At 42.6% G+C, this 25,491-nt stretch carries 22 protein-coding genes; 12 read left to right on the top strand and 10 right to left on the bottom strand.

The window, feature by feature from the left end:
- The first annotated feature begins 39 nt into the window (after positions 1-39).
- The 4 genes from AK823_RS09385 (at position 40) to AK823_RS09370 (ending at position 3,543) form a co-directional block, all read left to right on the top strand.
- The gene (locus AK823_RS09385) at positions 40-849 is read left to right on the top strand and encodes a DUF547 domain-containing protein (protein WP_068036684.1); all 810 of its coding nucleotides are present in this window, start codon (positions 40-42) and stop codon (positions 847-849) included.
- A 17-nt stretch (positions 850-866) separates the two neighbouring features.
- Positions 867-1,625 carry a TIGR04283 family arsenosugar biosynthesis glycosyltransferase gene (locus AK823_RS09380; protein WP_068328533.1) on the top strand — a complete coding sequence of 253 codons (759 nt, stop codon included), beginning with the start codon at positions 867-869 and terminating at the stop codon, positions 1,623-1,625.
- Positions 1,626-1,756: 131 nt separating this feature from the next.
- The gene (locus AK823_RS09375; protein ID WP_068328531.1) at positions 1,757-2,374 is read left to right on the top strand and encodes a TIGR04282 family arsenosugar biosynthesis glycosyltransferase; all 618 of its coding nucleotides are present in this window, start codon (positions 1,757-1,759) and stop codon (positions 2,372-2,374) included.
- Positions 2,375-2,475: 101 nt separating this feature from the next.
- Positions 2,476-3,543: a methyltransferase domain-containing protein gene (locus tag AK823_RS09370; protein WP_068328529.1), complete on the top strand. Its 1,068-nt coding sequence runs from the start codon at positions 2,476-2,478 to the stop codon at positions 3,541-3,543.
- 113 nt (positions 3,544-3,656) lie between these two features.
- Here the strand turns inward: AK823_RS09370 and mtnP are convergent, their stop codons facing one another.
- A complete protein-coding gene (mtnP, locus tag AK823_RS09365; RefSeq protein WP_068328526.1) occupies positions 3,657-4,589 on the bottom strand; it encodes an S-methyl-5'-thioadenosine phosphorylase in 933 nt (310 codons plus the stop codon).
- A 213-nt stretch (positions 4,590-4,802) separates the two neighbouring features.
- Here mtnP and AK823_RS09360 point away from each other — a divergent pair, with 213 nt between their 5' ends.
- Genes AK823_RS09360 through AK823_RS09350 form a run of 3 tightly spaced genes read left to right on the top strand, consistent with a single transcriptional unit; the run spans position 4,803 to position 8,377 of the window.
- Positions 4,803-5,834 (top strand): TAXI family TRAP transporter solute-binding subunit, encoded by a 1,032-nt coding sequence (locus AK823_RS09360; RefSeq protein ID WP_068328520.1) that lies wholly within the window; start codon positions 4,803-4,805, stop codon positions 5,832-5,834.
- Positions 5,812-6,339, top strand: coding sequence for a DUF1850 domain-containing protein (locus AK823_RS09355; protein ID WP_068328517.1), 528 nt, complete (start codon positions 5,812-5,814; stop codon positions 6,337-6,339). Before AK823_RS09360 ends, AK823_RS09355 begins: the two co-directional genes overlap by 23 nt.
- The gene (locus AK823_RS09350; protein WP_203226555.1) at positions 6,311-8,377 is read left to right on the top strand and encodes a TRAP transporter permease; all 2,067 of its coding nucleotides are present in this window, start codon (positions 6,311-6,313) and stop codon (positions 8,375-8,377) included. The genes AK823_RS09355 and AK823_RS09350 overlap by 29 nt, the downstream gene beginning before the upstream one ends.
- A 226-nt stretch (positions 8,378-8,603) precedes the next feature.
- Here the strand turns inward: AK823_RS09350 and AK823_RS09345 are convergent, their stop codons facing one another.
- From AK823_RS09345 to AK823_RS09335, 3 genes are all read right to left on the bottom strand, one after another.
- The gene (locus AK823_RS09345) at positions 8,604-9,077 is read right to left on the bottom strand and encodes a GFA family protein (RefSeq protein ID WP_068328515.1); all 474 of its coding nucleotides are present in this window, start codon (positions 9,075-9,077) and stop codon (positions 8,604-8,606) included.
- 169 nt (positions 9,078-9,246) lie between these two features.
- Positions 9,247-10,290: a lipoyl synthase gene (gene lipA, locus AK823_RS09340; RefSeq protein WP_068328511.1), complete on the bottom strand. Its 1,044-nt coding sequence runs from the start codon at positions 10,288-10,290 to the stop codon at positions 9,247-9,249.
- A gap of 162 nt (positions 10,291-10,452) precedes the next feature.
- Entirely contained in the window at positions 10,453-10,878 is a 426-nt protein-coding gene (locus AK823_RS09335) for a carboxymuconolactone decarboxylase family protein (RefSeq protein ID WP_068330262.1), read from the bottom strand.
- Positions 10,879-11,323: 445 nt separating this feature from the next.
- Here AK823_RS09335 and acnB point away from each other — a divergent pair, with 445 nt between their 5' ends.
- Both acnB and AK823_RS09325 read left to right on the top strand, forming a co-directional pair.
- Positions 11,324-13,927 (top strand): bifunctional aconitate hydratase 2/2-methylisocitrate dehydratase, encoded by a 2,604-nt coding sequence (gene acnB / locus AK823_RS09330; RefSeq protein WP_068328509.1) that lies wholly within the window; start codon positions 11,324-11,326, stop codon positions 13,925-13,927.
- Between the two features lie 237 nt (positions 13,928-14,164).
- Complete coding sequence (locus tag AK823_RS09325) at positions 14,165-14,608, top strand: PACE efflux transporter (protein ID WP_203226554.1); 444 nt, start codon at positions 14,165-14,167, stop codon at positions 14,606-14,608.
- A 107-nt stretch (positions 14,609-14,715) separates the two neighbouring features.
- Here AK823_RS09325 and AK823_RS09320 read toward each other — a convergent pair whose 3' ends face one another.
- On the bottom strand, positions 14,716-15,513 hold the full coding sequence (locus AK823_RS09320; RefSeq protein ID WP_068328506.1) for an enoyl-CoA hydratase-related protein: 798 nt from the start codon (positions 15,511-15,513) through the stop codon (positions 14,716-14,718).
- Positions 15,514-15,884: 371 nt separating this feature from the next.
- Between AK823_RS09320 and AK823_RS09315 the strand changes: the two genes are divergently transcribed.
- A complete protein-coding gene (locus AK823_RS09315; protein WP_068328503.1) occupies positions 15,885-16,697 on the top strand; it encodes an alpha/beta fold hydrolase in 813 nt (270 codons plus the stop codon).
- 227 nt (positions 16,698-16,924) lie between these two features.
- Here the strand turns inward: AK823_RS09315 and AK823_RS09310 are convergent, their stop codons facing one another.
- From AK823_RS09310 to AK823_RS09295, 4 genes are all read right to left on the bottom strand, one after another.
- Positions 16,925-18,004 carry an HpcH/HpaI aldolase/citrate lyase family protein gene (locus tag AK823_RS09310; RefSeq protein WP_068036648.1) on the bottom strand — a complete coding sequence of 360 codons (1,080 nt, stop codon included), beginning with the start codon at positions 18,002-18,004 and terminating at the stop codon, positions 16,925-16,927.
- A gap of 67 nt (positions 18,005-18,071) precedes the next feature.
- Positions 18,072-19,262, bottom strand: a complete 1,191-nt coding sequence (locus tag AK823_RS09305; RefSeq protein WP_068328501.1) for a cysteine protease StiP domain-containing protein — start codon at positions 19,260-19,262, stop codon at positions 18,072-18,074.
- A 78-nt stretch (positions 19,263-19,340) separates the two neighbouring features.
- Positions 19,341-20,159 (bottom strand): HAD hydrolase family protein, encoded by an 819-nt coding sequence (locus AK823_RS09300; protein WP_068328498.1) that lies wholly within the window; start codon positions 20,157-20,159, stop codon positions 19,341-19,343.
- A gap of 54 nt (positions 20,160-20,213) precedes the next feature.
- Positions 20,214-21,482: a phosphoribosyltransferase domain-containing protein gene (locus AK823_RS09295; protein WP_068328496.1), complete on the bottom strand. Its 1,269-nt coding sequence runs from the start codon at positions 21,480-21,482 to the stop codon at positions 20,214-20,216.
- 1,045 nt (positions 21,483-22,527) lie between these two features.
- Here AK823_RS09295 and AK823_RS09290 point away from each other — a divergent pair.
- Together AK823_RS09290 and AK823_RS09285 are read left to right on the top strand one after the other, a co-directional pair.
- Complete coding sequence (locus AK823_RS09290; protein WP_068328492.1) at positions 22,528-23,232, top strand: hypothetical protein; 705 nt, start codon at positions 22,528-22,530, stop codon at positions 23,230-23,232.
- Positions 23,233-23,357: 125 nt separating this feature from the next.
- Entirely contained in the window at positions 23,358-24,098 is a 741-nt protein-coding gene (locus AK823_RS09285) for an MHYT domain-containing protein (protein ID WP_068036631.1), read from the top strand.
- Positions 24,099-24,275: 177 nt separating this feature from the next.
- On the opposite strand, the gene AK823_RS09280 is transcribed toward AK823_RS09285, so the two are convergent.
- Complete coding sequence (locus tag AK823_RS09280; protein ID WP_068330258.1) at positions 24,276-25,403, bottom strand: ATP-grasp domain-containing protein; 1,128 nt, start codon at positions 25,401-25,403, stop codon at positions 24,276-24,278.
- Positions 25,404-25,491: the final 88 nt, after the last annotated feature.

Here is a 25,491-nt window from a genome sequence, read left to right as displayed (position 1 = left end):
CATAGGTAAACACTTATCAATTTCAACGGAGTTAATACGATGTCGTTATTCAATAACTTAATAGTCAAGATGGCTATTGCTACCACTATCTTGTTATCAAGCGCAGTGGCCTATGCTGACTTTAATCACAGCAGTTGGGATGCGTTGCTAGACAAACATGTGACCATGACTAGTGCTGGTAAGGCGTCAGTGGTGGATTATGCTGGTATGCAGGCGGATAAGAGTAAGCTGTCAAGCTATCTGAGTGCCACTAGTAAAGTGACTCAGTCTGAATTCAATCGTTGGAATAAAGATGAGCAATTAGCATTTTTAATTAATGTCTACAACGCGGCTACGGTAGAGTTGGTGCTCACTAAATATCCAAATATCAAGTCGATTAAAGATATTGGATCATTATTAAGCTCGCCTTGGAAGCAGGATTTTATTCCATTATTGGGTAAAACACGCTCGCTGGATGATATTGAACATAATCTGATTCGCGGCTCCAAGCGTTATAACGATCCGCGTATTCACTTTGCGGTTAATTGTGCGAGCATTGGCTGCCCAGCCCTGTTGGATGATGCTTTCACAGGCAACAAATTAGACAAGCAGCTAGAGCAAGTGACCAGTAAATTCTTAGCCGATAGTAGTCGTAATCGTCTTAAAGGCAGCACGCTTGAGGTCTCACCAATTTTTAAATGGTACAAAGAAGACTTCGCGACAAATTGGCGTGGTACTAATAACTTAGAGGGTTTTTTAGGTCGTTATAGTTCATCTTTGGGTCTTAATAAATCTCAAGCCGCCGATCTAAAAAGTGGCAAGACTAAAATCAGCTACACTGATTATGATTGGCGCTTGAATAAAAAATAAACTGGGCGTTAAGAAACATGACTGCTGTGGCAATTAATATCTCTATCGTAATACCGGTATTAAATGAAGCGGACAATTTGCCGCGATTGATTAGTCATATTGTCCATCTGAATCCACTACCGCATCAAGTCATATTAGTCGATGGCGGTTCAACGGATAGCTCAGTGGCTGTCGCCAAGAAACTGATTGAAGGGTTGATCGATACCAGTCACTCAGTTATCGCTAGCCAATCAGCTAGTAACGGGCAAGTTGCTGACTGGCAAGTAGTAGAGTCCGCCGCTGGTCGTGCTACCCAGATGAATGCAGGTGCTGACCTAGCAACAGGTAACATATTACTATTTTTGCATGCTGATACGCAGTTGCCGAACCACGCTATCACCGATATTAAATCGGCAGTCATGCGAGCAGAGTGGGGGCGTTTCGATGTACATTTGGACAGTTCTGAGTGGATGCTCAAGGTAGTCAGTCAAATGATGAATTGGCGTTCGAGATTGAGTGGGATTGCTACAGGTGACCAAGCAATATTTGTTGAGCGAGAACTTTTTGAGCAGCTAGGCGGTTACCCTGACCAGCCGTTGATGGAAGATATTGAGCTTTGCAAACGTCTTAAAGCTATCGGTAAGCCAGCTTGTCTAAATAGTAAGGTGATAACTTCACCACGGCGCTGGCAACAGTATGGCACTTGGCGCACGATATTACTGATGTGGCGGTTGCGCTTTGATTATTGGTGCGGTGTATCTGCTGATAATATCAAACAGCGTTACTATAAAAATTAGTTATTAACTTAAAGACCATTAAGCAGCAAGCGTAGGGTGTGCCATGCGCACCAATTTAGAACAACAACTTTCTATCGGTGCACGCGGCGCACCCTACAAATAAATTTAAATATTATATGCCAAAGTATCCTATGCCAACAGACACGCTCATCATTATCTTTGCCAAGTTTCCCGCACGTGACATGGCAAAAACTCGTCTGCAACCCGCACTCGGTATCGAAGGCTCTACCAGTATGGCACGCCAGCTGTTATCGCATAGTGTTGAGCAGGCAGTAGCAACTGGGTTTAGCGTTGAGCTGTGCGTTAGTCCAGCACCAAATGACCCATGTTGGCAGATGCTTAATTTACCCGAGTCATTACAGTGGTCAGCGCAAGCAGATGGTGACTTAGGGTTGCGTATGTTAACTGCCAGCCAGCAAGCTTTGAGTAAATTTGAACAGGTTTTATTAATTGGTACTGATTGTCCCAGTCTGACCGAAACACGTATCCAAGGTGCAGCGCAGCAACTAGAGCAGTCTGATGCCGTAATGATTCCAGCCTCGGATGGCGGTTATGTGCTCTTAGGATTTAAGCAAATTCATGCTGATTTATTCTCGGATATCGAGTGGAGTACTGCCAGCGTAGCAGCGGTGACTCGACAGCGTATTAAAGCATTGGATTGGTCGCTGATATTACTAAATCCATTACATGATATTGATGAGCCTGCAGATTTAAAATACCTGCCCGTAGGCTGGCTTGAAAAAATATGATGTTGATTGGCTTGTCCTCTAAATGTGACTAATTTTTATTACTTTTAGAATGACATTTATAAGATTGCTTAAGCTGTTTTATTATTAACAAGGAAGTTATTATGCATGAGGTCGTTCAAGATTATTATGGCAAGCAGCTACAAAGCACCGAGGACTTAAAAACGTCAGCATGCTGTGATGTTAGCAATATGCCAAGTTGGTTAAAGCCTTTGTTAGCCAATATTCATGATGAAGTTTTAAGTCGCTACTACGGGTGTGGATTGGTATGCCCAGCGCTACTTAAAGGTTGCCGTATCCTAGATTTGGGATGTGGATCAGGCCGTGATGTTTATGCGCTCGCACAATTAGTTGGCAAGACAGGTCATGTGGTCGGTGTTGATATGACGGATGAGCAATTGGCTATTGCTAACCAGTATCAAGACTATCATATCGATAAATTCGGCTACGACAATGTGACTTTTTTAAAAGGTTATATCGAAAAGCTAGATGAGCTAAATTTAGACCCTAATAGTTTCGATATCATTGTCTCAAATTGTGTCATTAACCTATCACCTGATAAAGCCGCGGTGATGGCCAGTGTGCAGCGTTTGCTTAAGCCGGGCGGTGAGTTTTACTTCTCTGATGTCTATGCAGACCGCCGTATCCCGCAGCACTTAATTAATGATCCTATCCTCTATGGAGAGTGTTTGAGCGGTGCATTATACTGGAAGGATTTTGAGCGTCTAGCGCGAAATGCTGATTTTTTAGACCCACGTTTGGTTGAAGATCGTCCGCTTGAAATCACTGATCCGCTACTTGCTGCTAAGATTGGTGATATTCAGTTTTTTTCCGCTACTTATCGATTGTTTAAAATCGCCACGCTTGAAGATGCTTGTGAAGACCACGGTCAAGCAGTCGTTTATCACGGAACCATTGACCAGCTAACGCATTGTTTTGATTTAGATAAGCATCATGCGATTGAGACAGGTCGCGTTTTCCCCGTCTGCGGTAATACTTTTCGCATGCTAAAAGAATCACGATTTGCTAAGCATTTTGACTTTATTGGAGATGATAGTCGCCACTACGGTATTTTTGCAGGCTGTGGTGACATCCTGCCATTTGGTAATCAAGCGAACATAATGTCTAGCTCAAATGCTGGGACGTCTGTTGATTCAGGCAGCTGTTGTTAAAAATAAGATTCGTATGATTTAAAAAAACTATTTGTTAAAAAATAGTCTATTAAACATGAAAGAGGCCATCAAATGATTTGATGGCCTCTTTTATTGAATGCATATTTCAACATCTAAGGAAGTAACGCTGCAAGTCTAGTTTTGGTTTGTTCATCCATCGCTTCAATAGGGGTGACTAACGCTTGAGCTAGCGCAGTATGAGCGATTGATTTAGGCTTTTCGGCGGCAAGTAAAGTGACCGCTTGCTTAATCACTTGTTGCGCGTTATCCGCATTTTTCATTAGATTTTTCATAGCATAATCGGCACTGACGGCTTCCTCAGTAGGATGCCAGCTATCAAAGTCGGTCACTAGCGCCAAGGTGGCATAGGCGATACTTGCTTCACGTGCCAGCTTCGCTTCTGGCATATTGGTCATGCCGATGATGTCCGCTTGCATCTGTCGATACCAGTGTGATTCTGCGCGAGTCGAAAACTGCGGCCCTTCGATACACACGTAGGTTGCTTTAGGGTGGCACTGTCCATCCGTAATATTGGCTTTATCATAAGCTCGCATTAAGATGTCTGCTACTTCAGGGCATAAAGGGTCAGCCATTGACACATGGGCGACCGCACCATCTCCAAAGAACGAGTTTACTCTCTGCTTAGTCATATCAATCATTTGATCAGGAATGACCATATCTAATGGCTTCAGCGACTCTTGCAATGAGCCAACTGCTGAGACTGAGACGATATAGCTGACGCCTAAGGTTTTTAATGCATAGATATTGGCACGATAAGGCACTTCAGATGGGGTCAATCTGTGCCCTTGACCATGTCGCGTTAAGAATGCAACCGTTACGCCATCAAGTTCACCGAGTACAATATCATCGGATGGATCTCCATAGGGTGTCTCAACTTTAACGCTGCGCTTATTGGTTAAAGCCTGCATTTGATACAGACCGCTACCACCGATAATAGCGATATCAGCTGATTTGCGAATAGTTGTGGAGGTGCTATCGTTTAAAGGCTTTTCATTTGCGATTTGACTATCTTTTACTGTGCTCATCTTAATTGGCTTCCATGTCGTTATGATTGTCGTCAGCATAGGTTATATTTTTTCAAAAATAAATCACTATTAATGAGAGGCTTATAGGTATAACACGAAAAAGTCGTTAGATATAATTTGTATTTGAAGTGAGTTGCGGTATGCTTACTAGGCTATTGATAAATTAAATTAACTTATAACCGAAGATAGTCTTAACCATCAAGGAAGAAACCAATGAAATTGACCAGTAAAACGTCTCTAATCATAGCAATGATTGCGTCTAGTTTAGCATTCACTGCGTGCTCAAAAACAGAAAATGAAACGGCGAGCGTTGATGATTCAGCGGTCACTGGCGAGTCAGAAACGGCTGCCCCAGCTGCTGATGATAAGCTTGAGACTAAGTTTGTCACCATAGCGACAGGGGGCGCGTCAGGCCCTTATAATATCATTGGTACATCGCTATCAGAGATTTATGCCAAGACATTTGGGGTTAACTCAAAGACACAAACGACAGGCGCTTCGGTAGAAAACGTCAATCTACTGACCCAAGGCAAGGTCGATATGGTACTGGCGCTTAGTGATGTCGTCACTGATGCCGTTGAAGGTAAAAACAACTTTGATCAGCCAATAGCCAACATTCAACAGATTGCTGTGTTATATCCTAACGTGGTGCAAGTTGTCACTACCAAAAAATCTGGTATCAAAAATATTGAAGATTTGCGCGGTAAGCGTATTGCAGTAGGCGATCAAGGCTCTGGAACTGAAGTTAATGCTAGAACGTTATTAGAAGGGTTTGGCATTACTTATGATGATGTTGAAGTAGATTATCTAGGCTTTGCTGAAGCAGCAGATGGCATGAAAGCGGGTAAAATCGAAGCGGCATTCTTTAGTAGTGGTCTACCAAACTCGTCATTGATGGAGTTAGAGCAGGGCTTAGTTTTGCAGCTGATAACCATCAATCAAGACAAGCTTAATGAAATCATTGCAACCAAACCTTACTTTAAAACTTTCGAGATTCCTGCAGGCACTTATGGTAATGATACAGCCATTCCAACTGCAGCGATTATGAATGCCTTATTAGTACGCTCGGATTTATCTGAAGCTGACGGTTATAAGTTGACCAAGGCTTTATTTGAAAACTTAGATGGTTTAAGAACAGCACACCAAGCGGCCACTGATATCAGTCTAGAGACTGCCAATACTGGCATGGTAGCGCCGATTCATCCTGGAGCTAAAAAGTACTATGATGAGCAAGCAGCCAAATAAACGTTTATGGCTATTAACTAGCGCGGCACTGGTTGTTGCGCTAGTTTTTTTTGCGCTATGGGCCAGCTTATCACGTCAGTCCGTTATCGAAGTGCAAGTCGATGGAAAAACCTGTTATTTCACTGAGCCTAACTTTCAGTTGCGCTGGATTCATTCTGTAGAAAAGCAATGGTGGGAGGAGCAATATCAACGTGAAAACGATGGACTACTCCTGACCACTACTTATTTTGAAGCATTTGGCGCTGGCACCCCTTCTACTGAAGCGCTTGCACCCATACAAAAACCTGGCTATTTGGGTTATCAAATCAATGAAAAACTGCCCAGCCTTAATTGGGTAGTATCTAGGCTTACCAAGGGTGAGCTTGATTATGCTGACTATCGGCTTTTGATTCATGAGTGGGCGCCAGATTATTCTGAAGTAACTATTACGCCTAAGGCGTATAATTTAATTGATAGATTGAAAAAGGACTTTTGTCATGAACTCTCAAGTGACGGATCACGATAGCGTGATGACTGGGCTCAGCGATGACGCTCATTTGCCTGAGCAGCCAGATACTGGCACTGAAGCTGAGACGGAAGCTCATAATCGAGCAATATTAGAAAAGTATGACCGAGAGTCAATCACCCGTAACATCACCCAAGGCCCAGTAAAGTATTTTATCGCTGGAATTTGCATTTTATATTCTCTGTTTCATCTGTATATCACTTTTAATCCCATGCCTGCACTGCTACAACGCTCTGTGCATGTCGGTGTTGGATTTGCCTTGATATTTCTGATTTTTCCAGCCAGTAAAAAAAGCAGCCGACAGCAGGTGGCTTGGTATGACTGGATTTGGTTTGCCCTGTCCTTATCTGGAATGGCCTATCTCATCTACGAGTATCAAGACATTGTGACCTCGCGTGGCGGCATGGCCAATCAGGTTGATGTGATATTTTCTATTATCACGGTAATTTGTGTCCTTGAAGGCAGTCGGCGTATCACTGGTTGGATTTTGCCTATATTAGCGTCGATATTTTTGGCTTATCCGTTTGTCAGTCATCTAGACTTTATGCCTGATCGGCTGCTTACGCGCCCTTATGATATGGGTGATATTTTTGGTCAATTGTTTTTAAAGACTGAAGGTCTGTACTCCGTTGCGATTGGGGCGTCGGTTACTTTCATCTTTTTGTTTATTTTATTTGGTGCATTTTTAGCTCGCTCTGGCATGGGACAGCTGTTTAATGACTTGGCACTCGCGCTAGCCGGTGATAAAAAAGGCGGGCCTGCCAAGGTTGCAGTCATCTCAAGTGGCTTTATGGGCAGTATCAACGGCTCAGCGTTATCGAACGTTGTCAGCACCGGAGCGTTTACCATCCCTTTAATGAAAAAGGTCGGTTATCATAAGGACTTTGCAGGTGCAGTAGAGGCGAGCGCTTCTGTGGGCGGGCAGATATTGCCTCCTATTATGGGTGCCAGTGCTTTTATCATGGCGGAGACCACAGGGTTGCCATATAGTACGATTGCTTTAGCAGCATTACTACCGGCGGTACTTTATTATTTGGGCGTCATTGCTCAAGTGCATTTTCGCGCCGGACGTCGCGACCTAAAAGGTATCGCCAAAGAAAGCCTACCGCAGGTAAAAGAGGTGTTAAAAGCGCGCGGTCACATGCTATTACCGATTGTATTTTTGATATTTCTATTAATCAGAAACGTACCCGTAGGCTATGCCGCGGCTTATACCATTGGTTTTACGGTCGTGATTAGTATGCTACGCAAAGAGACCAGAATGGGGTTTTCTGACATTTTGGGTGCTTTAGAAGATGGTGCTCGTCAGTCGCTAGCCGTGATGGCAGCTTGTGCGGTGGTAGGTGTGATCATCGGGGTTGTGAGTTTGACCAGCTTTGGTACGGTGATGACCTCATCAATCGTGACGCTAGGAGCAGGGTCATTATTCCTAACCCTTATTTTAACGATGCTAGCATCGATGGTATTGGGCATGGGGCTACCGTCTATTCCAGCTTATATTATTACGGCAACGATGGCAGCACCAGCTTTAGCAGGGTTTGATATTCCGATTTTATCAGCGCATATGTTCGTATTCTATTTTGGTATTTTCGCTAATATTACACCGCCTGTGTGTCTGGCAGCCTTTGCCGGCGCTGGTATATCCGGTGGCGATCCGATGAAGACAGGCTTCTTATCGTTAAAGTTAGCATTGGCCGGATTCATCGTGCCATTTATGTTTATTTATAGCCCCACGATGCTGATGATAGACCCAACTGGTCTAGCGGTCACGGCGAAAGATTTTCCGCTACCGCCTATTCTTGACATAGTAACTGTCGTGTTGACTTCGGTCACAGGTGTTATCGCGCTAAGTGCGGCGCTGGAGGGTTATTTTAAAGGTGCTATGAATCCACTAACTCGTGGAATACTGACCATTGGCGCGTTACTATTGATCTATCCTGAGCTTACGACAGGATTAATCGGCGGAGTAATAGTATTAATCGTGGCTGTATTTAATATAAAAACAGCTGATAAGCCAACGCCAACTCTAACCGTTTAAAGCGTTAGGTTTGAAGGTTTTAGAGATGTATTAAAGTCACAAAAAAGGGTGAATAACGATTATTTGTTATTCACCCTTTTTAGATTCTCAGCTAACTGTTTTTAGTTATGATTTTTAGGGTCTGTTAAACATTCAAATATTAGAATTGCCAGTACCACATTTGAATGTTTAACAGATCTTAAGCTCTAAACATAGATTGTAAACTCAGATTCTAAATATATAGCCACTAGCGTTTACTCACTCTTTTAAACATACCCTGAGCAAGCGCTTTAACGATCATTGCCTGACTTTGTACAAAGCCATTGTATTTGGGCAAATCATCGTCCATATCTTCAACGCGGCGGTTATAATATAGATGCATAGTCGGTTCAGGCAATGCAGCTATATCAGGGTAATTTGTTGTCGGTACTAATATGAGATTGCCACCCAACGCCATTTCTATACTGGGTTTGTTGCAGCGAGTACAAAGCCCGCGACTAATATTTGGCGGGAGTTTCCAACGGCGAAATTTGGTTCTAATGAGGTTTAAATTGCTGACATCGGACTTCATTGAAACCGTCACATCATTATAAGCTTGGCTAGTAAATTCTTGGCAAATAGTACAGTGGCAGATAAAACGACCAATGGGCTTATTGTTGACCGTATAAGTATTGCTATAACAGGAGCAAGAGCCTTCTTGTGGGGTAAATTCGCTGCTCATTAGTTAGTCCTTCATTAATAAGAGGGTAAGAGAGTTGTCATAATTTATTAATGCAAAATATAGCACTATCTTAGCGTACTAATGTAGTCGCTTTGAGTAGAGCACAATAAAAAAGGAGACCTTTTCGAGTCTCCTTTTTCTATAAATAACTGGCTTAATCAATCAGATACTAGCAGCCAAGCTTACCTTCTGCTGCCAATGCCTTTTTACTACGAATAGGTGCTGGGCAATCTTCGCCGTAGTATTGACGATCGGCAAAGTAGCTTGAGCGTACCATCGGCCCTGCCCAAATGTTAAAGAAGCCAATCTTTTTGCCATAATCCATATAACGCTGGAACTCGTCTGGATGGACATAACGATCAACTGGCGCGTGGTTTTTACTAGGTTGTAGATACTGACCAACCGTAATCATATCCACGTTATGCGCTTTTAAATCATCAAGCAATGCATATATTTCTTCTTCAGTTTCACCAAGGCCAACCATAAAACCGCACTTGGTAGCGATATCAGGACGACGCTCTTTATACAGCTTGAGCAAATCTAATGAATGTTGATAGTCAGAGCCTGGGCGGAAGGCTTTGTACAGACGAGGCACAGTTTCGATATTGTGGTTAAACACATCTGGCGGTGTTTCCGTCAGCAAATCTAAAGCCACTTCCATGCGCCCACGGAAATCAGGTACTAGGATTTCAATTAAGCAGTTCGGGCTAAGCGCTCTTGATTCATTGAGTACTTCAACGAAATGCGCAGCACCGCCATCTTTTAGATCATCACGATCAACAGAGGTGATAACGGCATATTTCAACTGCAAGCCTAAAATGGTCTCAGCCGTATGGCGGGGTTCATCAGCGTCCAGCTCATTTGGACGACCATGTCCCACGTCGCAGAACGGGCAGCGACGGGTACAAATATCACCCATAATCATAAAGGTCGCCGTACCATCAGCGAAGCACTGCGGCAGGTTAGGGCAGGCAGCTTCTTCACAGACGGTATAGAGCTTTTGCTCACGCAAGGTGGCTTTGATACGGGCCACTTCAGCAGGCGACGACATCTTAACCCGAATCCAATCTGGCTTTTTCTTCGCCTCGACGGTCGGGATTACTTTAATTGGGATACGTGCAACTTTATCGTAGCCACGTAGCTTTTCGCCTTGGATGGCTTTTTTGGGTTTGACCTTAGCAGCAGGCACATGTGTTTGTACGGCAGTTGTCATAATTAAATTATCTCTTAACCCTTTGTAGTATAAGGGTTTATGGAATTATTAAAATGTTTTATGAGTTGAGATATTATAGCAGAGATTTAGGAGTTAATTTCCAAAGAATATTGTCTCACTGACCTAATCAAGACTACTACGATTGGTCTGATTACCATAGTTTTAAATATCTATGTCAATGTCCAATTCATTCAGTATTTCTATAGCAGCACGAAACGCTTCTTGGGTGGCAGGTGCACCGCAGTAAGGCAAACTGTGCATCAATACTTCTCGAATCTCAGCGACACTGGCACCGTTATTAATGGCACCTCGAATGTGTCCTTTTAGCTCAGTTGGGCTCTTTTGCGCAATTAAAAAGGCGATGGTGATTAATGAGCGATATTTGCGCGGTAATACCGAGTCATCTTGCCAAGTGCTGCCCCAAGCGTTTTCAATGATCCAGTCTTGCAATGGCTGGGTAAATCCAGTTGCGCTATCAAGCGAGCGTTTGACATGTGCCTCGCCCATTACTTCAGTACGAACCTTGAGACCGTTTTGATAATTAGCGTTGTGCTCTATATCCTTGTTTTCTATGTCGTGGTTTTCCATATCACTACCGTCCATGTCGTCATCCTTCATATTTATTTTATCAATTTAGTATTTGCTAATAAAAAATATTTTTTCAAGCGCTATTTTTCTAAGCTATCGTATTAAAATGATATTTTATAAAATAATATCTTACAAAAGAGTATCGACGTCGCACAGTATTTGTTTAACCGTAAATCGAGCTGTGCTTGACAAGAGTTACAAGCTGAGTACGGGTTCTATAAAGGCAGTCAATCATATTGTTGATGGTACTATTTATATAATAAATGTTCAATATGACCCCTTTATGGCTGCTTTATGAGCCTTTTAAAGGCTGAGCCATTAACATTTAGAGCGTTTTAAGCTATGATTGCACGGATAATTATTCCACCTAGTACATAGACGCAGGCTGTCATGCTGACTACCCACGTAATGTGCTAATACCCCCCAACTGACGAGGACGACTATTGTGTTAGAAGCTTATCGTAAACATGTCGAAGAACGTGCTGAGCTAGGAACGGTTCCGCTACCACTGAATGAAAAACAAGTAGCAGAGTTGGTTGAAATATTAAAAACCCCACCAGCAGGCGAAGATGCGTTCTTAATGAACCTGCTAGAAAACCGTATTCCTGCTGGCGTTGACCAAGCTGCTTACGTTAAAGCTGCATTTTTAGCTGCTATTCTTAAGGGTAAAGCATCATCACCACTTATCAGCAAGCAAAAAGCCGTTGAAATCCTAGGCACTATGCAAGGTGGCTACAACGTGCAGCCATTGGTTGCTGCACTAGATGACGCCGATGTTGCACAAGATGCAGCAGAAGCATTGAAAAAGACCTTGCTCGTATTTGACGCGTTCAATGACGTCACTGAAAAAGCTGAAGCTGGCAACGACATCGCTAAAGAAGTCGTTCAATCTTGGGCTGACGCTGAATGGTTCTTGAACCGTGCTGCCGTACCAGAAAAGACCACTTACACGACGTTTAAAGTGACTGGCGAAACCAACACTGATGACTTGTCACCTGCGCAAGATGCGTGGAGCCGTCCTGATATCCCATTACATTCATTAGCCATGCACAAAAACTCTCGCGACGGCATCACTGCTGACGAAGAGGGCGTTGTCGGTCCAATGAAGCAGATCGAAGCGTTAAAAGAAAAAGGCCATCCACTGGCTTATGTTGGTGACGTGGTTGGTACGGGTTCTAGCCGTAAGTCTGCGACGAACTCAGTATTGTGGCTCATGGGCGATGATATCCCTAACGTGCCAAACAAACGTGGCGGCGGTTTAGTATTAGGTAACAATATTGCACCTATCTTCTTTAACACTATGGAAGATTCTGGCGCATTACCAATCGAAAAAGTAGCGGTTGATAACCTAAACATGGGTGATGTATTTGACATCTATCCGTATGAAGGCAAAATCACTAAGCATGACTCTGACGAAGTACTGTCAACGTTCAAGCTAAACTCACCAACATTGCTTGATGAAGTTCGTGCTGGTGGCCGTATTCCACTAATCGTTGGTCGTGGTTTGACTAACCGTGCTCGTGAATACATGGGTCTTGGTCATTCAGATATCTTTGCCAAGCCAGAAGAGCCAGTTGATACGGGTAAAGGCTTTACCCTTGCGCAAAAAATGGTTGGTAAAGCTTGTGGCCTGCAAGGCGTACGTCCGGGTATGTACTGTGAGCCTAAAATGACGACTGTTGGCTCTCAGGATACCACTGGTCCGATGACCCGTGATGAGCTAAAAGATTTGGCATGTTTGGGCTTCCAAGCAGACTTAGTCATGCAGTCATTCTGTCACACTGCTGCTTATCCAAAGCCAGTTGACGTTGAGACTCAGCATACACTACCTGACTTCATCATGAACCGTGGCGGCGTCAGCTTACGTCCGGGCGATGGCATCATTCACTCGTGGTTGAACCGTATGCTACTTCCAGATACCGTTGGTACTGGTGGTGACTCGCATACTCGTTTCCCAATGGGTATCTCGTTCCCAGCTGGTTCTGGTCTAGTAGCATTCGCAGCAGCGACTGGTGTTATGCCACTTGATATGCCTGAGTCTGTCCGTGTCCGCTTCGTTGGCGAACGTCAGCCTGGTATCACGCTACGTGACTTAGTCCATGCGATTCCTTATCAAGCGATCAAAGAAGGTCTATTAACCGTTGATAAGAAAGGCAAAATCAACGAATTCAATGGTCGTATTCTTGAAATTGAAGGCTTAGAAGATCTAACCGCTGAGCAAGCGTTTGAGTTATCTGATGCGTCAGCTGAGCGTAGTGCTGCAGGTTGTACTATCACGCTATCTGAAGAGTCAGTGACTGAGTACCTAAACTCAAACATCACGCTGCTTAAGTGGATGATTTCAGAAGGCTATGGCGATGCGCGTACTATCAGCCGTCGTATCGAGCAAATGCAAGAGTGGTTGGCTAATCCAAGCCTCATGCGTGCTGACGAAGATGCAGAATATGCAATCGATATGACTATCGACATGAGCACGATTAAAGAGCCGATTCTTTGCTGCCCGAACGATCCAGACGATGCAAAAACATTGGCTGACGTGGCTGGTGATACCATTGATGAAGTATTCATTGGTTCATGTATGACCAACATTGGTCATTTCCGTGCTGCGGGTAAACTGCTACAAGACGTACCAGCAGGTAGCCTCAAAACTCGTCTATGGATTGCGCCACCTACTAAGATGGATGCGCGTCAGTTGATGGAAGAAGGTTATTACAACATTTATGCTCAAGCCGGCGCTCGTACTGAGATGCCAGGTTGTTCACTATGTATGGGTAACCAAGCACGTATCGCACCGAACTCTACTGCGGTATCGACCTCAACCCGCAACTTCCCGAACCGTCTAGGTCAAGGCGCTGATGTATATCTGGCGTCTGCAGAGCTTGCAGCAGTAGCAGCGGTACTTGGTAAATTGCCTACCAATGAAGAATATCAGCAGTATGCTGGCATGCTCAACAGCATGGGCGAAGAAGTGTATCAGTACATGAACTTCGACCGTATGGAAGAGTACACTGAAGAAGCGGATAAAATTAACGTTGCTCAGTTGACCTAAGCTTTAAAATGAAATGTTTTTAAGTTTTACAGCTCTTATTTAAATAGTAACCCCGTATCGTAATGATGCGGGTTTTTTTTGTTATCAGCACTAACTGGCTTCTCTTACTATTTTAGGTATAATATAGGCGCAGGCGGAAACCGTGGCTCTGCACTTAATCTATTTTTTCTATCTCGGGACGGACCGATACTTTGATAGGCACTTTTTTGTTTACAATCAAGTGCTCTGGAGTTTTGGTTGATTACTTTATCCCCACTCAAACGTCGTATCGTCTATGTGATTATCTTTGAGATTATCGCAATCATTTCTTCTACCTTTGTACTGATGAAGCTCAGTGGTGGCGATGTGGCAGAGTCCTTACCAGTTGCTGTGATGGTGTCATTGGCCGCTGTGATCTGGAACTTTATTTACAATACGGCCTTTGAGGCGTGGGAAAGTCGTAAGCAGGTGACCAAGCGCACGTTATGGATACGTAGTGCCCATGCCTTGGGATTTGAAGGCGGATTGGTTTTAATTTGCTTACCACTGTATATGATTTGGTATGATGTTGGTGTGACAAAAGCCTTTATAATGGAGGCAGCGTTATTGCTATTCTTCTTAGTTTATACCTTTGTTTTCACGTTAGGTTTTGACAAGATATTTACTTTACCATATCAACAGGAGTCAGCCTCCGCCTCTTAACAAGTAACGATATGGTTAACCATAATATATAGGGTTTTACTCAAGACAAAAGGCTGCCATTTGGCAGCCTTTTTGATGATATTGCAAAAGCGAGCCTGACTAGTTTATTACTTACCTTGATAAACTGGTTTGCGCTTTTCAATGAACGCTGTAACCCCTTCAATGAAATCATCAGTTTTCGCCAGCATTGCTTGTTGTTGCACTTCCATATCGAGTGCCTCATTCAAGCCTGAGTAAGCATGAGTATTGAGCATATGTTTCATGCTAGACAAGGCTTTAGCTGGCAGAGCGCTCAGACGAGAGGCAATCTTTAACACTGCGGCATCAAGATCTTCAGATGACACGACTTGGTTGACCAAGTTTAAGTCAGCCATGTCTTGTGCACTGATTTTATTGCCAAGCATTACAAGCTCAGTGGTTTTAGCAGGGCCAATTAACTGATTTAATAAATACACACCGCCAGCATCAGGTACGAGGCCGATATGTACAAACGCTTGCACGAATTTCGCGTTATCTGCGGTGATACGAAAATCACAAGTTAAGGCTAAGTTCATGCCTGCGCCTGCAACCGCGCCTTCTAATTTAGCAATAATTGGTTTATGGATTTTACGCAACTTTAAGCTGACTTCTCCAGCGCCTTCCACCATGCCTTTTAGTTTATTTGAAATGACTTCTTTGTCTATGCCTTCAGATAGCATCTCTTTAATGTCACCACCGCTTGAGAAATTGCCGCCTGCACCTTGTAAGACAATTACTCTAACTTTATCATCAGCTTCAGCCTGCTCAAGCGCTTCTAGTACACTGGTCTTTAATGGTGTGCTAAAGGCATTCAGACTTTTTGGGTCATTTAGAGTGATGGTGGCAATATGGTTTTCGCTGTGATACTCGACTAGAGATTGTGACATCTTTGATTTCCTTATTTTAAATGGCTGATTAACATTGATCGATAATGAATGAAAAGTGATCCGAATAAATGATTCAGTATTTGTTGCTAATTCTGCTTACTATAGCAGCTTGTCATGATTATAAAAGCAGGTTTTGTGGGCGCTTAAGCCATACTAATCTTGATAGTATTTCCGCATAGCTATAGACAGGAATTAATAGGTAATGAGAGGTCTTTACGGGTTTAAAGCTGCTTACATTCATTATTAGAAACATTACTTGAAATAAATATCTTATGTCTTATGCTAAAGCATTCACGCTTGTACCAAAAAGTCATTCACAAACGAGCTAATCGCTTTTTACTTATAAATAATTATCAGACAAGGAAGTTTCTATGCCTCATATTCAAATCAACAATGCGAATATTTATTACGAAGACAGTGCACCTAATGATCAGAGTAAACCCGTAATGGTGTTCGCTCATGGCCTACTGTGGAGTACACGAATGTATGATAAGCAGGTAGCACACTTTCAAGATGAGTATCGCTGCATCGCTTTTGATTTTCGCGGGCAGGGACAGTCGCAGATTACTAAGTCCGGCTATGATATGGACACTTTAGCCGATGATACTATCGCGCTACTTGATGCCCTTAACATTGATAGTTGCCATTTTGTAGGTTTATCGATGGGTGGATTTATCGGGCAACGTATCGCTATAAGTCGCCCGGAGCTGTTGTCTTCATTGATATTGTTAGAAACGTCATCTGATCCTGAAGATCCTAAGTCTGCACCGCAATATCGCAAATTGATTACAGCGATTCGTTGGCTAGGTATGAAGCGAGTCAGTAAAAAGGTTATGCCGATTATGTTTGGCAGTAGCTTCTTAGCAGACAAGTCGCGCAAATCTGAATGCAAAGATTGGCTGGCACAGATACAAGGCAATAATAAGGTTGGTGTGTCCAAGGCCACGATGGGCGTCATTGAGCGCAAGGGGACTTATGATCAGCTGGGAAGTATCACGACGCCGACATTGATAGTGGTCGGTGATGAAGATGCAGCGACGCCATATGCCAAGTCTGAGCGGATGCATTTTGCGATTAAAGGCTCCAAGCTTGCTGTCATTGAGCGAGCTGGTCATACTGCGACCGTGGAAGAGCCTGAGCAAGTAAATACAGTGATGAGTAATTTCCTAGAATGCTGTGTGTAAGATTTCAAAGTTTGAATAATAGAAAAGCCGCTATCATTGATTGAATAGCGGCTTTTTTATTAAAATTAATAGACGACTTTTACGACTGCATTTTTTATATAGTTAAAATAGGTACAGTGCTGCTGGTGTTAGTTTCGCGCAGCCTCTGTCGGCGTAGGCACAGCACGCAAGGGAAATTAATACCAGCAGCCTGTGGCATAGAGCGTGCCAGTTTTATTTAGGATTGATTATAAGCGCGCTTTATAGTCACTATTACCATCGTTAATCGTACCAAACACTTCTGCACGATTGACCACTTCATGCGCCCAAGCACGGTGTGTGGCAGGCTCTAACATCGTATTATTATATTTAAATACAGCTTTCGCTTCACTATGGAGTATCGCTTGCGCCTCATCTAGCATACTAAGGGGCACGCAGTAAGCTTGTTGTACCAAAGCAATCTGACTTGGATGAATGACGGTTTTTCCGACCAAACCTAAGCTCACATCGCGAGTCAGCTCTTGCATAAATAGCGTTGGCTGGTCTAAATATTCAAAGACTGGCGCGCTTAGATAAAAACCATGCGGTACAAAACAGCCAAGTAACTGATAGGCAAGAGTACCAATCGGAGTATCGTAGACAATGCTGTCTTTCGGACGGCGCAAACGCAGCGCGGCAAACAGATCATTGCCACCGATACGTAGGGCAAAGACTGGCTGACTAAAGGCTTCTTTAAAGCCAATCGCTAACTCTTGATTATGATGCGGGTTGAATAGGGCTGCAGTCTCTAAGGTCGGCATCAATAACTGGTCAGTACTTACATTCTGACAGGCCATACGCCAATTGGATAAGCTATACATATCGACTTTAGGCATGACGAAGCCATCAATCAGATCAATGTGAGCAAAATCTGCTAGCTGCTGTAGCATGGCCGGATTACGTGGACGTACAAAGACCAATGGTCGCGTCGGCTGCTGGTTTTGCTGCTTTGATTGCTGCTCTGATTGAAGATTAGCTTGTCTGGTTGGCTCATTAATACTATTAACATGTGCCGACCACGTATGGAGCAGTACCTGCAAGCGCTCGAGTGCCAACTCAACATCACTATGGCTAACCGCGTCTTCTAAACAAATGATAATGCTATTAATCGTCGGTAATTTGTCACGCTTAATGACTTGCCAAATGTCTTGGCGAGTAGCTGGCATATAAAGGCTAGCGCCAAGTTGATAAGGGTGATGGGTATGCGGCTTGATCATAGCATGACGCTCAGTGATCAGGTGTTCATAAGACTGAGTATAATTATAAAGGCTGGACGTTTTTTCTGACATAGTAGATGTTATCGTAAATAGTAGTGAATGATAGTGCAGGGACAAAAGCGTCGGACGCTTATCCTACTTATGATTGGCTGTCTGTTGTGCGTTGCTTGATAAGAGTGATGGCTTGATAGGGGAGTATTTTAGCACCTAACACAGTAATATTAATATCTCGCTGCGCACATAAATGTCGCAATAACACGGTATCGGGATGCTCGGCAGTAGCCAGTAGAATGCGCTCGGGATCGCGGCGTAATATGGCGCGTGTCGCCTCTGCAATCGTCGGCTTGATACGGTTACGATTGGTGATATTGTAGTCTGCAGCTAGCTTATCTATTAAATCAGCAGTCTGATAGCGCGGCTGCTTAAATGTTGGCAAACGTTGCAAAGGTATCGTTAATGCACGTCGTGCTGTATCAATATGATCGATAAACGCTAAGCTATGATCTGCTTCTACTAAATTATCATAAAAAACACTGCGATGTAGACCTGATTGCGGCTCAGTATAAAGACTACGTGAAATCAATCCCGACACCGTGCTATTTAATAAACCTGATGGGATCAACCAGTCTTCTTCACTAGCAGCTAGCCATGCTACGCCCGCTGGATCAGCGAGTGTAAGTAGCGGGATGGCGTCTTTTCCTTGATGAAAAATATTGGCAAAATTGGGATGGCTAGGGTCACTAAAGACTTCTAAGCTATGAGCAAGCTCTTGATAAATAGCGCCTTTCCCTGTCCAGCCATCAACGAATACGATGGGGCTGTCTGGGTAAGCGTGTAATATCATCTGTAAAGCGACTGGATCAAGGCCACGATCACGGATGATGCTAATACCGTAATGCACACTGGGCAGAGAGTAGTCGCTATCGGCATCTGACCTTTCATTATCTGATAGGGCACGTTGTAATAATACTCCAACTGGCAAACCTGCTCGTACTAAGCTGACCAATATTAATGGGCGCTCAGCACTAACCGTTTGCTCGAAAGTATTGTGTAACGTATGCGCTAAATTAGCGATATCAGTCGCGGTTCTATTTGTGCCTTGCTCTAATGCCTGCGCGTATAATTGCTCATGCATGGCTGACGGTGCTTTCTCTAAGGTCAGCATGTCTGAATAATGGCGCTGGCCACTTTGAATAAGCGCTTCTTTTTTGCTAACCGGCACGTCTGCAACCGCGTCTTTATCAACGATATCGAGTAGCACTGTTACATCGCTGGCAAGGTAACTGCCTGAGCCGTATTTATCGAGTTTTTGAATATTGGGAGTGGTCATAGGAGGTTTTTTACTCGTATAAGCTGCTATCGTTATTATAATTATTGATATTTGAGAGTTGTTAATCGCCGAAAATTATTAAGAGTTAAGATTGTCGTGCAGTTGACCATGATTAGGCATACCATACCAGTCAAGCAGTTGCAGAAAAGGTAAATCTGCCAGACTGTCACCAAAGCCAAAACTCGGACGTTGACTGTCTAAATGATGGTCTAATAAAAACTGTACCGCATGATGCTTATGAACCGCATGTGGCAGTATTGCGAGATTATTTGCGTTGACGTGCACATAAAAATCCTGATCAAAATCACGTATTAGATTAGGTAACTGTGCAGCTAATTCTACTAGCGCTTGATGGTTTTTTTGCGCATGTTTAATAGCCAGATAAATGGTGAGCTCCTCATTAGCAGAACCATTATTAAAGCTATCAATATGCGGTGTAAATACCAATTGACTGTCATCTTTTCTACTGTGATCCGCGAATAATTGGCTTAGCTGGTGAAGTTTGTCTTGCAAGAGGCTAAGCTGCTCATACATATGCTGTTGCCATGCGCTTAATAGTTCGCCATCAGCTGTTAAAATAATCGCGCCATGAGTCAAAACTTGCCAACTGTCAAAAGGTAGCTTTACACGTTTGATTTCGCTACGGTCGCGCGCGGTTACTACTATTAATTCAGTGCTAGCAAGCAACCAATTAAAGAATGACGCTTGGCGCTGGCTCATAAAACTTAACGGCTCGCCTTTTTTATTAACCGTGGCGCAGACTAAGTTTTCAGACTCAGCCATTGGCAAATCCCATGCATCAATTTTGCGTTGGGTTTGAAAAAGCGTATCGTCCAAATCCATTAGCGCGTAGGGTTTGATGATGTCGGGACTGGTCTTGAAGAATGGGGTAGTCATAAAAGCGTCCATAAATAATAGATTTGAAAATCAGATTATGATTTAGAGGATAGTTCAAAGTGTAGGACTCACCACCAACACATTATCCAAACCTTGCCACATGTCATCCACGCTATCAGAAGCCGTTTCTACACAAAGCACAATCAAATCCCAATCGCTTGGCTCAACGTTATAAGCAAAATTGGTCATACCTAGACCATAATTGTCGCTAAAGCTTAGCATGGTGGTAATCGCACCACCAAGTGCAATCGGTGAGCGTGTCAAGGCGCTAAATTTAACTGTCTGATTGTCACTATTTAAGCTAGCAGTTTGCTCAAGCCATTCCGCCAATAAAAACGGCAACCACACAAACTCATTACTACCCAATACCAAAATCCGCTCAGGTAATTGCTTTTTATCAAACTGTGCTTGCTCACTAAAACGCGTAAATGCAGTTTGAAACTTCTCCAGATAATTATCAAATCCATCTGTGCTATCTAGCGTTGGGAAGCGTCCCCAATTACCAGTGTTGCCTAATGGCTGACTGCCAGCCTCTGTCGTATCGACCGATGGCATGATAATAGGTTCAGGGTCGGGTGCATCCGTCCATTGCCATGCACCAGACAATAAATGATGACGATGAAAGTCTATATTAGGCAAACGAGTAGATATTGTATCGTCTGCATCAGCTGTACCCTGATTCTGATTTAGGGACCAATCAACCAAAGTGGTGAGATGTACTTGCTCTAATTGTGCGAGTCCAGCATTACGTAGGGCAGTCACGACATTGACGCAAGTATTGCCCGTTGAGGCTTCATCATCGACCATAATAAGCGTCTTGCTAGCAAGTAATTGCTCTTGGGTGACTTTATCAGAGCTTTGATAAATTAAATGTTGGCTGGCATGACTGTGGTCTTCGCTAAAAGTGGTCAACAAAGAGTCGCTGCTTTTGTCATTATTGCCACTATGTTGCGCATGACGCGTAGAGTTTAATAGTAGTGCATTCGGATAGCGCGTTTGTAGCGCTTGATGCACACCAGCAGATAGCCCAACGGCAGTCTCTGCCATACCAATGACCAAAATCGGCTCGGGTAAATCATTAGGTACTAAATTTGCCAAATCAGTAAAAGCACTGCGCATGGTACTAGGTGCGACTGGAATATGACGACCTAAGACTTTTGAGACGAATAGAAATGCGCGTTTGGGGTTTATACGTTGCGCAAAGCTCAATAGTTCTTCTAGTTGATAAGTCGCTTTACTACCTGAAGTATCGTTAAGTTGATAGGTGAGATCAAGATTACCTCGCGGTAAGTTAATAGTGGTGCTGTGTTGCTTATTTGACATTAATATTCCTTTGTACTTTTGATCTTGTATAGTTATAAATTCTATCAATTACAACAGCCATAACGTGCTGCGGCTTTGCTTGCTTAATTATAGTGTAGTCAGAGGTGTAGCTGTCATGAATGACCAACCAAACGAGTTGTCCGAAACGATTTAAGCGTTCGCTAATAGCGCAGATAATAACTGAAATTTCGTCATATAGCGCATATTTTATGAATAGTCACAAAAAGACTTGTAGTGACTCCCGACAGTAGGAAGCCTAAAGCAATATTCGTTGATCATGAATAACGTGATAGTTGGACTTTCACTAGACTGGGTAACAAGTCAGTTCAGCCATAGTTCAACTAGATTTATCCAACAAAAATTAAGTCAAATAAAAACGCTATTTAAGCTATGACCTTTAAACGAAAATCTCTCTCCTATTCTGACTTTAATCATGTATGTCACTATCTCAATGTCATTTATCGGATGATATCACCCTCTATCGGACGATATCGCGTTAAGACTTGCTAGTGTGTATACCTTGAGTAATAATGCTGACGAAATCCTTCTGAGAACTTAGTACTGTTATAGTTTCTCAATGATAAAGAAGGAAACAAAATTTATATTTTTAAACTTAGGATTTTTACCTTTGTTTTCTAGTTTACTTTTCGTTGTCATATAAGTAACCGTTAAGAAGAAATTATTTAAGATACTGATATTATTGATAATTTAGTGTATCTGACTGGTTTTATGTTGCCGATAAGTTATTTGTTTTTTGGACTTATGGAAATAAATAAACGACTGCTAATTAATAGGTAAAGAGCATAGAGTTGATATGTAAGAAGTATAGGTTTGTGGTCCAATAACGATTATGCGACAAAAATTCATCCAAAATATAAGTTACAATATTATCATTAATTACATATTGTAAATATTAAATAAATAGTATAATAAATTCGGGACGATTCTATAAAAAATCGTATGCGGTTTATTTTAATTATCAGCTTTGTTTAAATAGCTTGGTATTAGAAAATTCTAGCTATATTTTCAGAAAAAGGAGTGGTCTTTGAAATTTTCTTGCGCATTGGAAACGTCGTCTGAACGCATTCGCCTAGTCAACGTTATTTCACCTCTTATTAAAGCAGGTTATCAACTAGTATCGCAGAAACAAGAACCATCAGAAAATGGTGGAAACATTATTTATGTGGTTGCCAGAAGTCAGGGATCGAAAACGCAAGCTGATTTAGTCGATGACTTATCTTCTATTGCCGGTTGTACATTGTTCAACCTAGAAATTTCTGAAGACGAAGAAACGGTAGCACCGAATAAAAAAGCGTTAGATGAGAAAGCTATTCTAGCGGCTATCGGAGCGCAGTATCCAAATATAGTTGATGTCGTCAAACAATATGAAGAAAGTTTGGCAAGTGATAAGCGTGCTGCTGCATTGCATGAATTGGGTCGCAAGGTCGGCGGCGGTATTTACCAACGCGACTATGCTCTTGGTAGCCCGTTAAAAAAATCGGCGGCGATTAGTCGAGAGCTTGTCCCAGCATTAAAAGACTTTTCTAAAGTGAAAGCAGGTGAGAACGTAATCACATTAATTAGATGTCCATTTTGTGGTCCATCAGATACCAATCATTCAGGTTGCCACTTTGTTGTAGGTTATATAGAAGGATTCTTGACGGCCAACCCTGCAGTAGGGAGAGCGAGCGTTGAGGAAACCAGTTGCGGATCTGGTAGTACCAATATTTGTGAATTTAGCATTAGATAGAAAGTAATCATTCATAGGAAATTCAATTCCTATGAACAATAAATAGTAAACGTATTAAGCACCTCGGTTCAACCAAACCAGCGTTGTCTTATGCTCAGTTTTTATTAAATATGAAGGGTAGAAAAATGATTGAAGTTCAATATGACATGCTTTTGGTGCTTGTTTCATACGCGATTGCAGTATTTGGTTCTTATGTTGGTTTAAACCTTGCTATTCGGGTTCCAGCTGCAAAACCAGGATCAGATCTATATTTTTGGGTAGCGTTATCTTCAATTGCTATTGGTGGCGCAATTTGGTCAATGCACTACATTGGTATGATGGCAGTCGATATGCAGATGCCTGTTACTTATAATATCGGTATGACAATTGTCTCTATGTTGCTTGCAATTGTGTTTGTTGCAGTTGGAATTATTATCGTAGGCCGTGGTACACCAAGCATTGCCAAATTATTAGGCGGCGGTACACTAACGGGTCTTGGCGTTGCAGCGATGCATTACACTGGTATGGCTTCAATGCAGATGGATGCAACTATGTCGTACAACACGACACTTTTAATTGCCTCAATTGTTATTGCTATCGTAGCCGCTATTGCAGCACTGTGGTTGGCATTTAACCTACGTGGAAATCTACAACGTTTTGGTAGCGCGTTCATCATGGGTATAGCAGTTTGCGGTATGCACTATACTGGTATGGCGGCTATGGAGATGACTCATACAGGTGAAATGATGTCTATGGGTTATAATAATTCAAGCGCGTTTACTTCATCGCTTACTATCTTTGTAGGTTCGGTAATTGTATTGAGCTTGCTATGGGCCGCTGCTTCTTATAACGCACCTAAGAAAGCAACTCTAGTATTTGGCGAGTAACTATTATAGCTATATAATTATAAGCAATTATCACTCCTACAGCTGAGTGAAGAGAGCCATAAAAAAAGGTTTTTAGATTTATATCTAAAAACCTTTTTTGTGCCTGACTGTTTAAAAAATCTGCTCAGTCCTTTAGATGCTGTAACTCACTACTTTTAGGATAATTTAAGTAATCATCTAATCATCGATCATGACACTTGTCATAATGGAGCGTACTTGACAAGGTGTAATCTTCTGGATGATATCATCTAAATCAGGTTTTTCAGTTAAGCCTAACCAATAGGAAAATCCTACTTGCGTTAAGTCTACACCGCTGTGAGTCGTATAGCCAATACCACCTGATGGGCGACTGTTAATCTCAAGGACGCGCTGCTGGCCAGCATCATCTGCCTTAGTCTGTACACTGACGATACCATCGCAGCCAAAAACTTTAATCAATGGAATGACGACATCCATAACTGACCGCTCATAGCCGATGTGCTGGATTTTACCGGTTTTATGGCGAGTGATTGCTGCTAAGACTTCACCATATTCGCACACAACATCGATAGAATACTCTTGCCCTGATAAGTAAGGCATCAACAGCATTGGAATAGGACGTTCGTGTATCATTTGGCTATTAGTATAGGCATTCAAAAACTGGTCGGTATTAATCTTCTTCTCTTCGGTAAAGTACAGATGCTCAAAGCTATCGTAGGTCTCATCCTCTTCTTTACCTGAATCAAGTCGCCAAAATCCTTGTGCAAATATACCGGTAACAGGCTTAACACATAATGGTTGATGACCATGTTCGGCAAGTAAAGCGTCAAGTTCAGCAGTATTATCAAAACGCCACGCATCTGCAACTGGAATATTATGCAAGTGGCAATGCTGCATAAAGGCAAACTTGTCATCGATTGATTCTAATGCTACTACGCTAGTTGCCCCTGTCAATAGACGAATACCAGCCGCACTAAATGCTTCGCGCTGCGCCTCGTAGTCGATACCATTGCGACCCGTAAGTAGCACTTTCACGTTATGCTGCTTGGCTTGTTCCAGTACAAATTGCCAGCGTGGAATAATAGCTTCGGGTATCGGTTGCTCATTATCATCTAAGGGATTTAAAGATGGCTCAAGGTAAAAACTATCAGCAAATTCAAAAATCTCAGGTCTATTGTGGCGATGGGACGCAATGATATTAAATGGCGTATCAAATCTGGTTTTTAGGGATTGCAAGCTTGCTAACATATCACGCTGGCTGGATTGACCTTCAGCTAACCAAGCGGCTACTGTTGTATTACGATTGGTGTTTTCAGAGTTATCCATAGTTCTCTCAGCGTTATAATAAATTTTATAGGTAGTTAGATAAATCGAGATAATTATCAAAGAGTGGTTGCTTAGCGTATGCTCCATT

This window comes from Psychrobacter sp. P2G3 (assembly GCF_001593285.1).
Lineage (GTDB): Bacteria > Pseudomonadota > Gammaproteobacteria > Pseudomonadales > Moraxellaceae > Psychrobacter.
The sequence above is the reverse complement of the archived record's forward strand: the minus strand, read 5'-3'. Positions and strand labels throughout refer to the sequence as shown.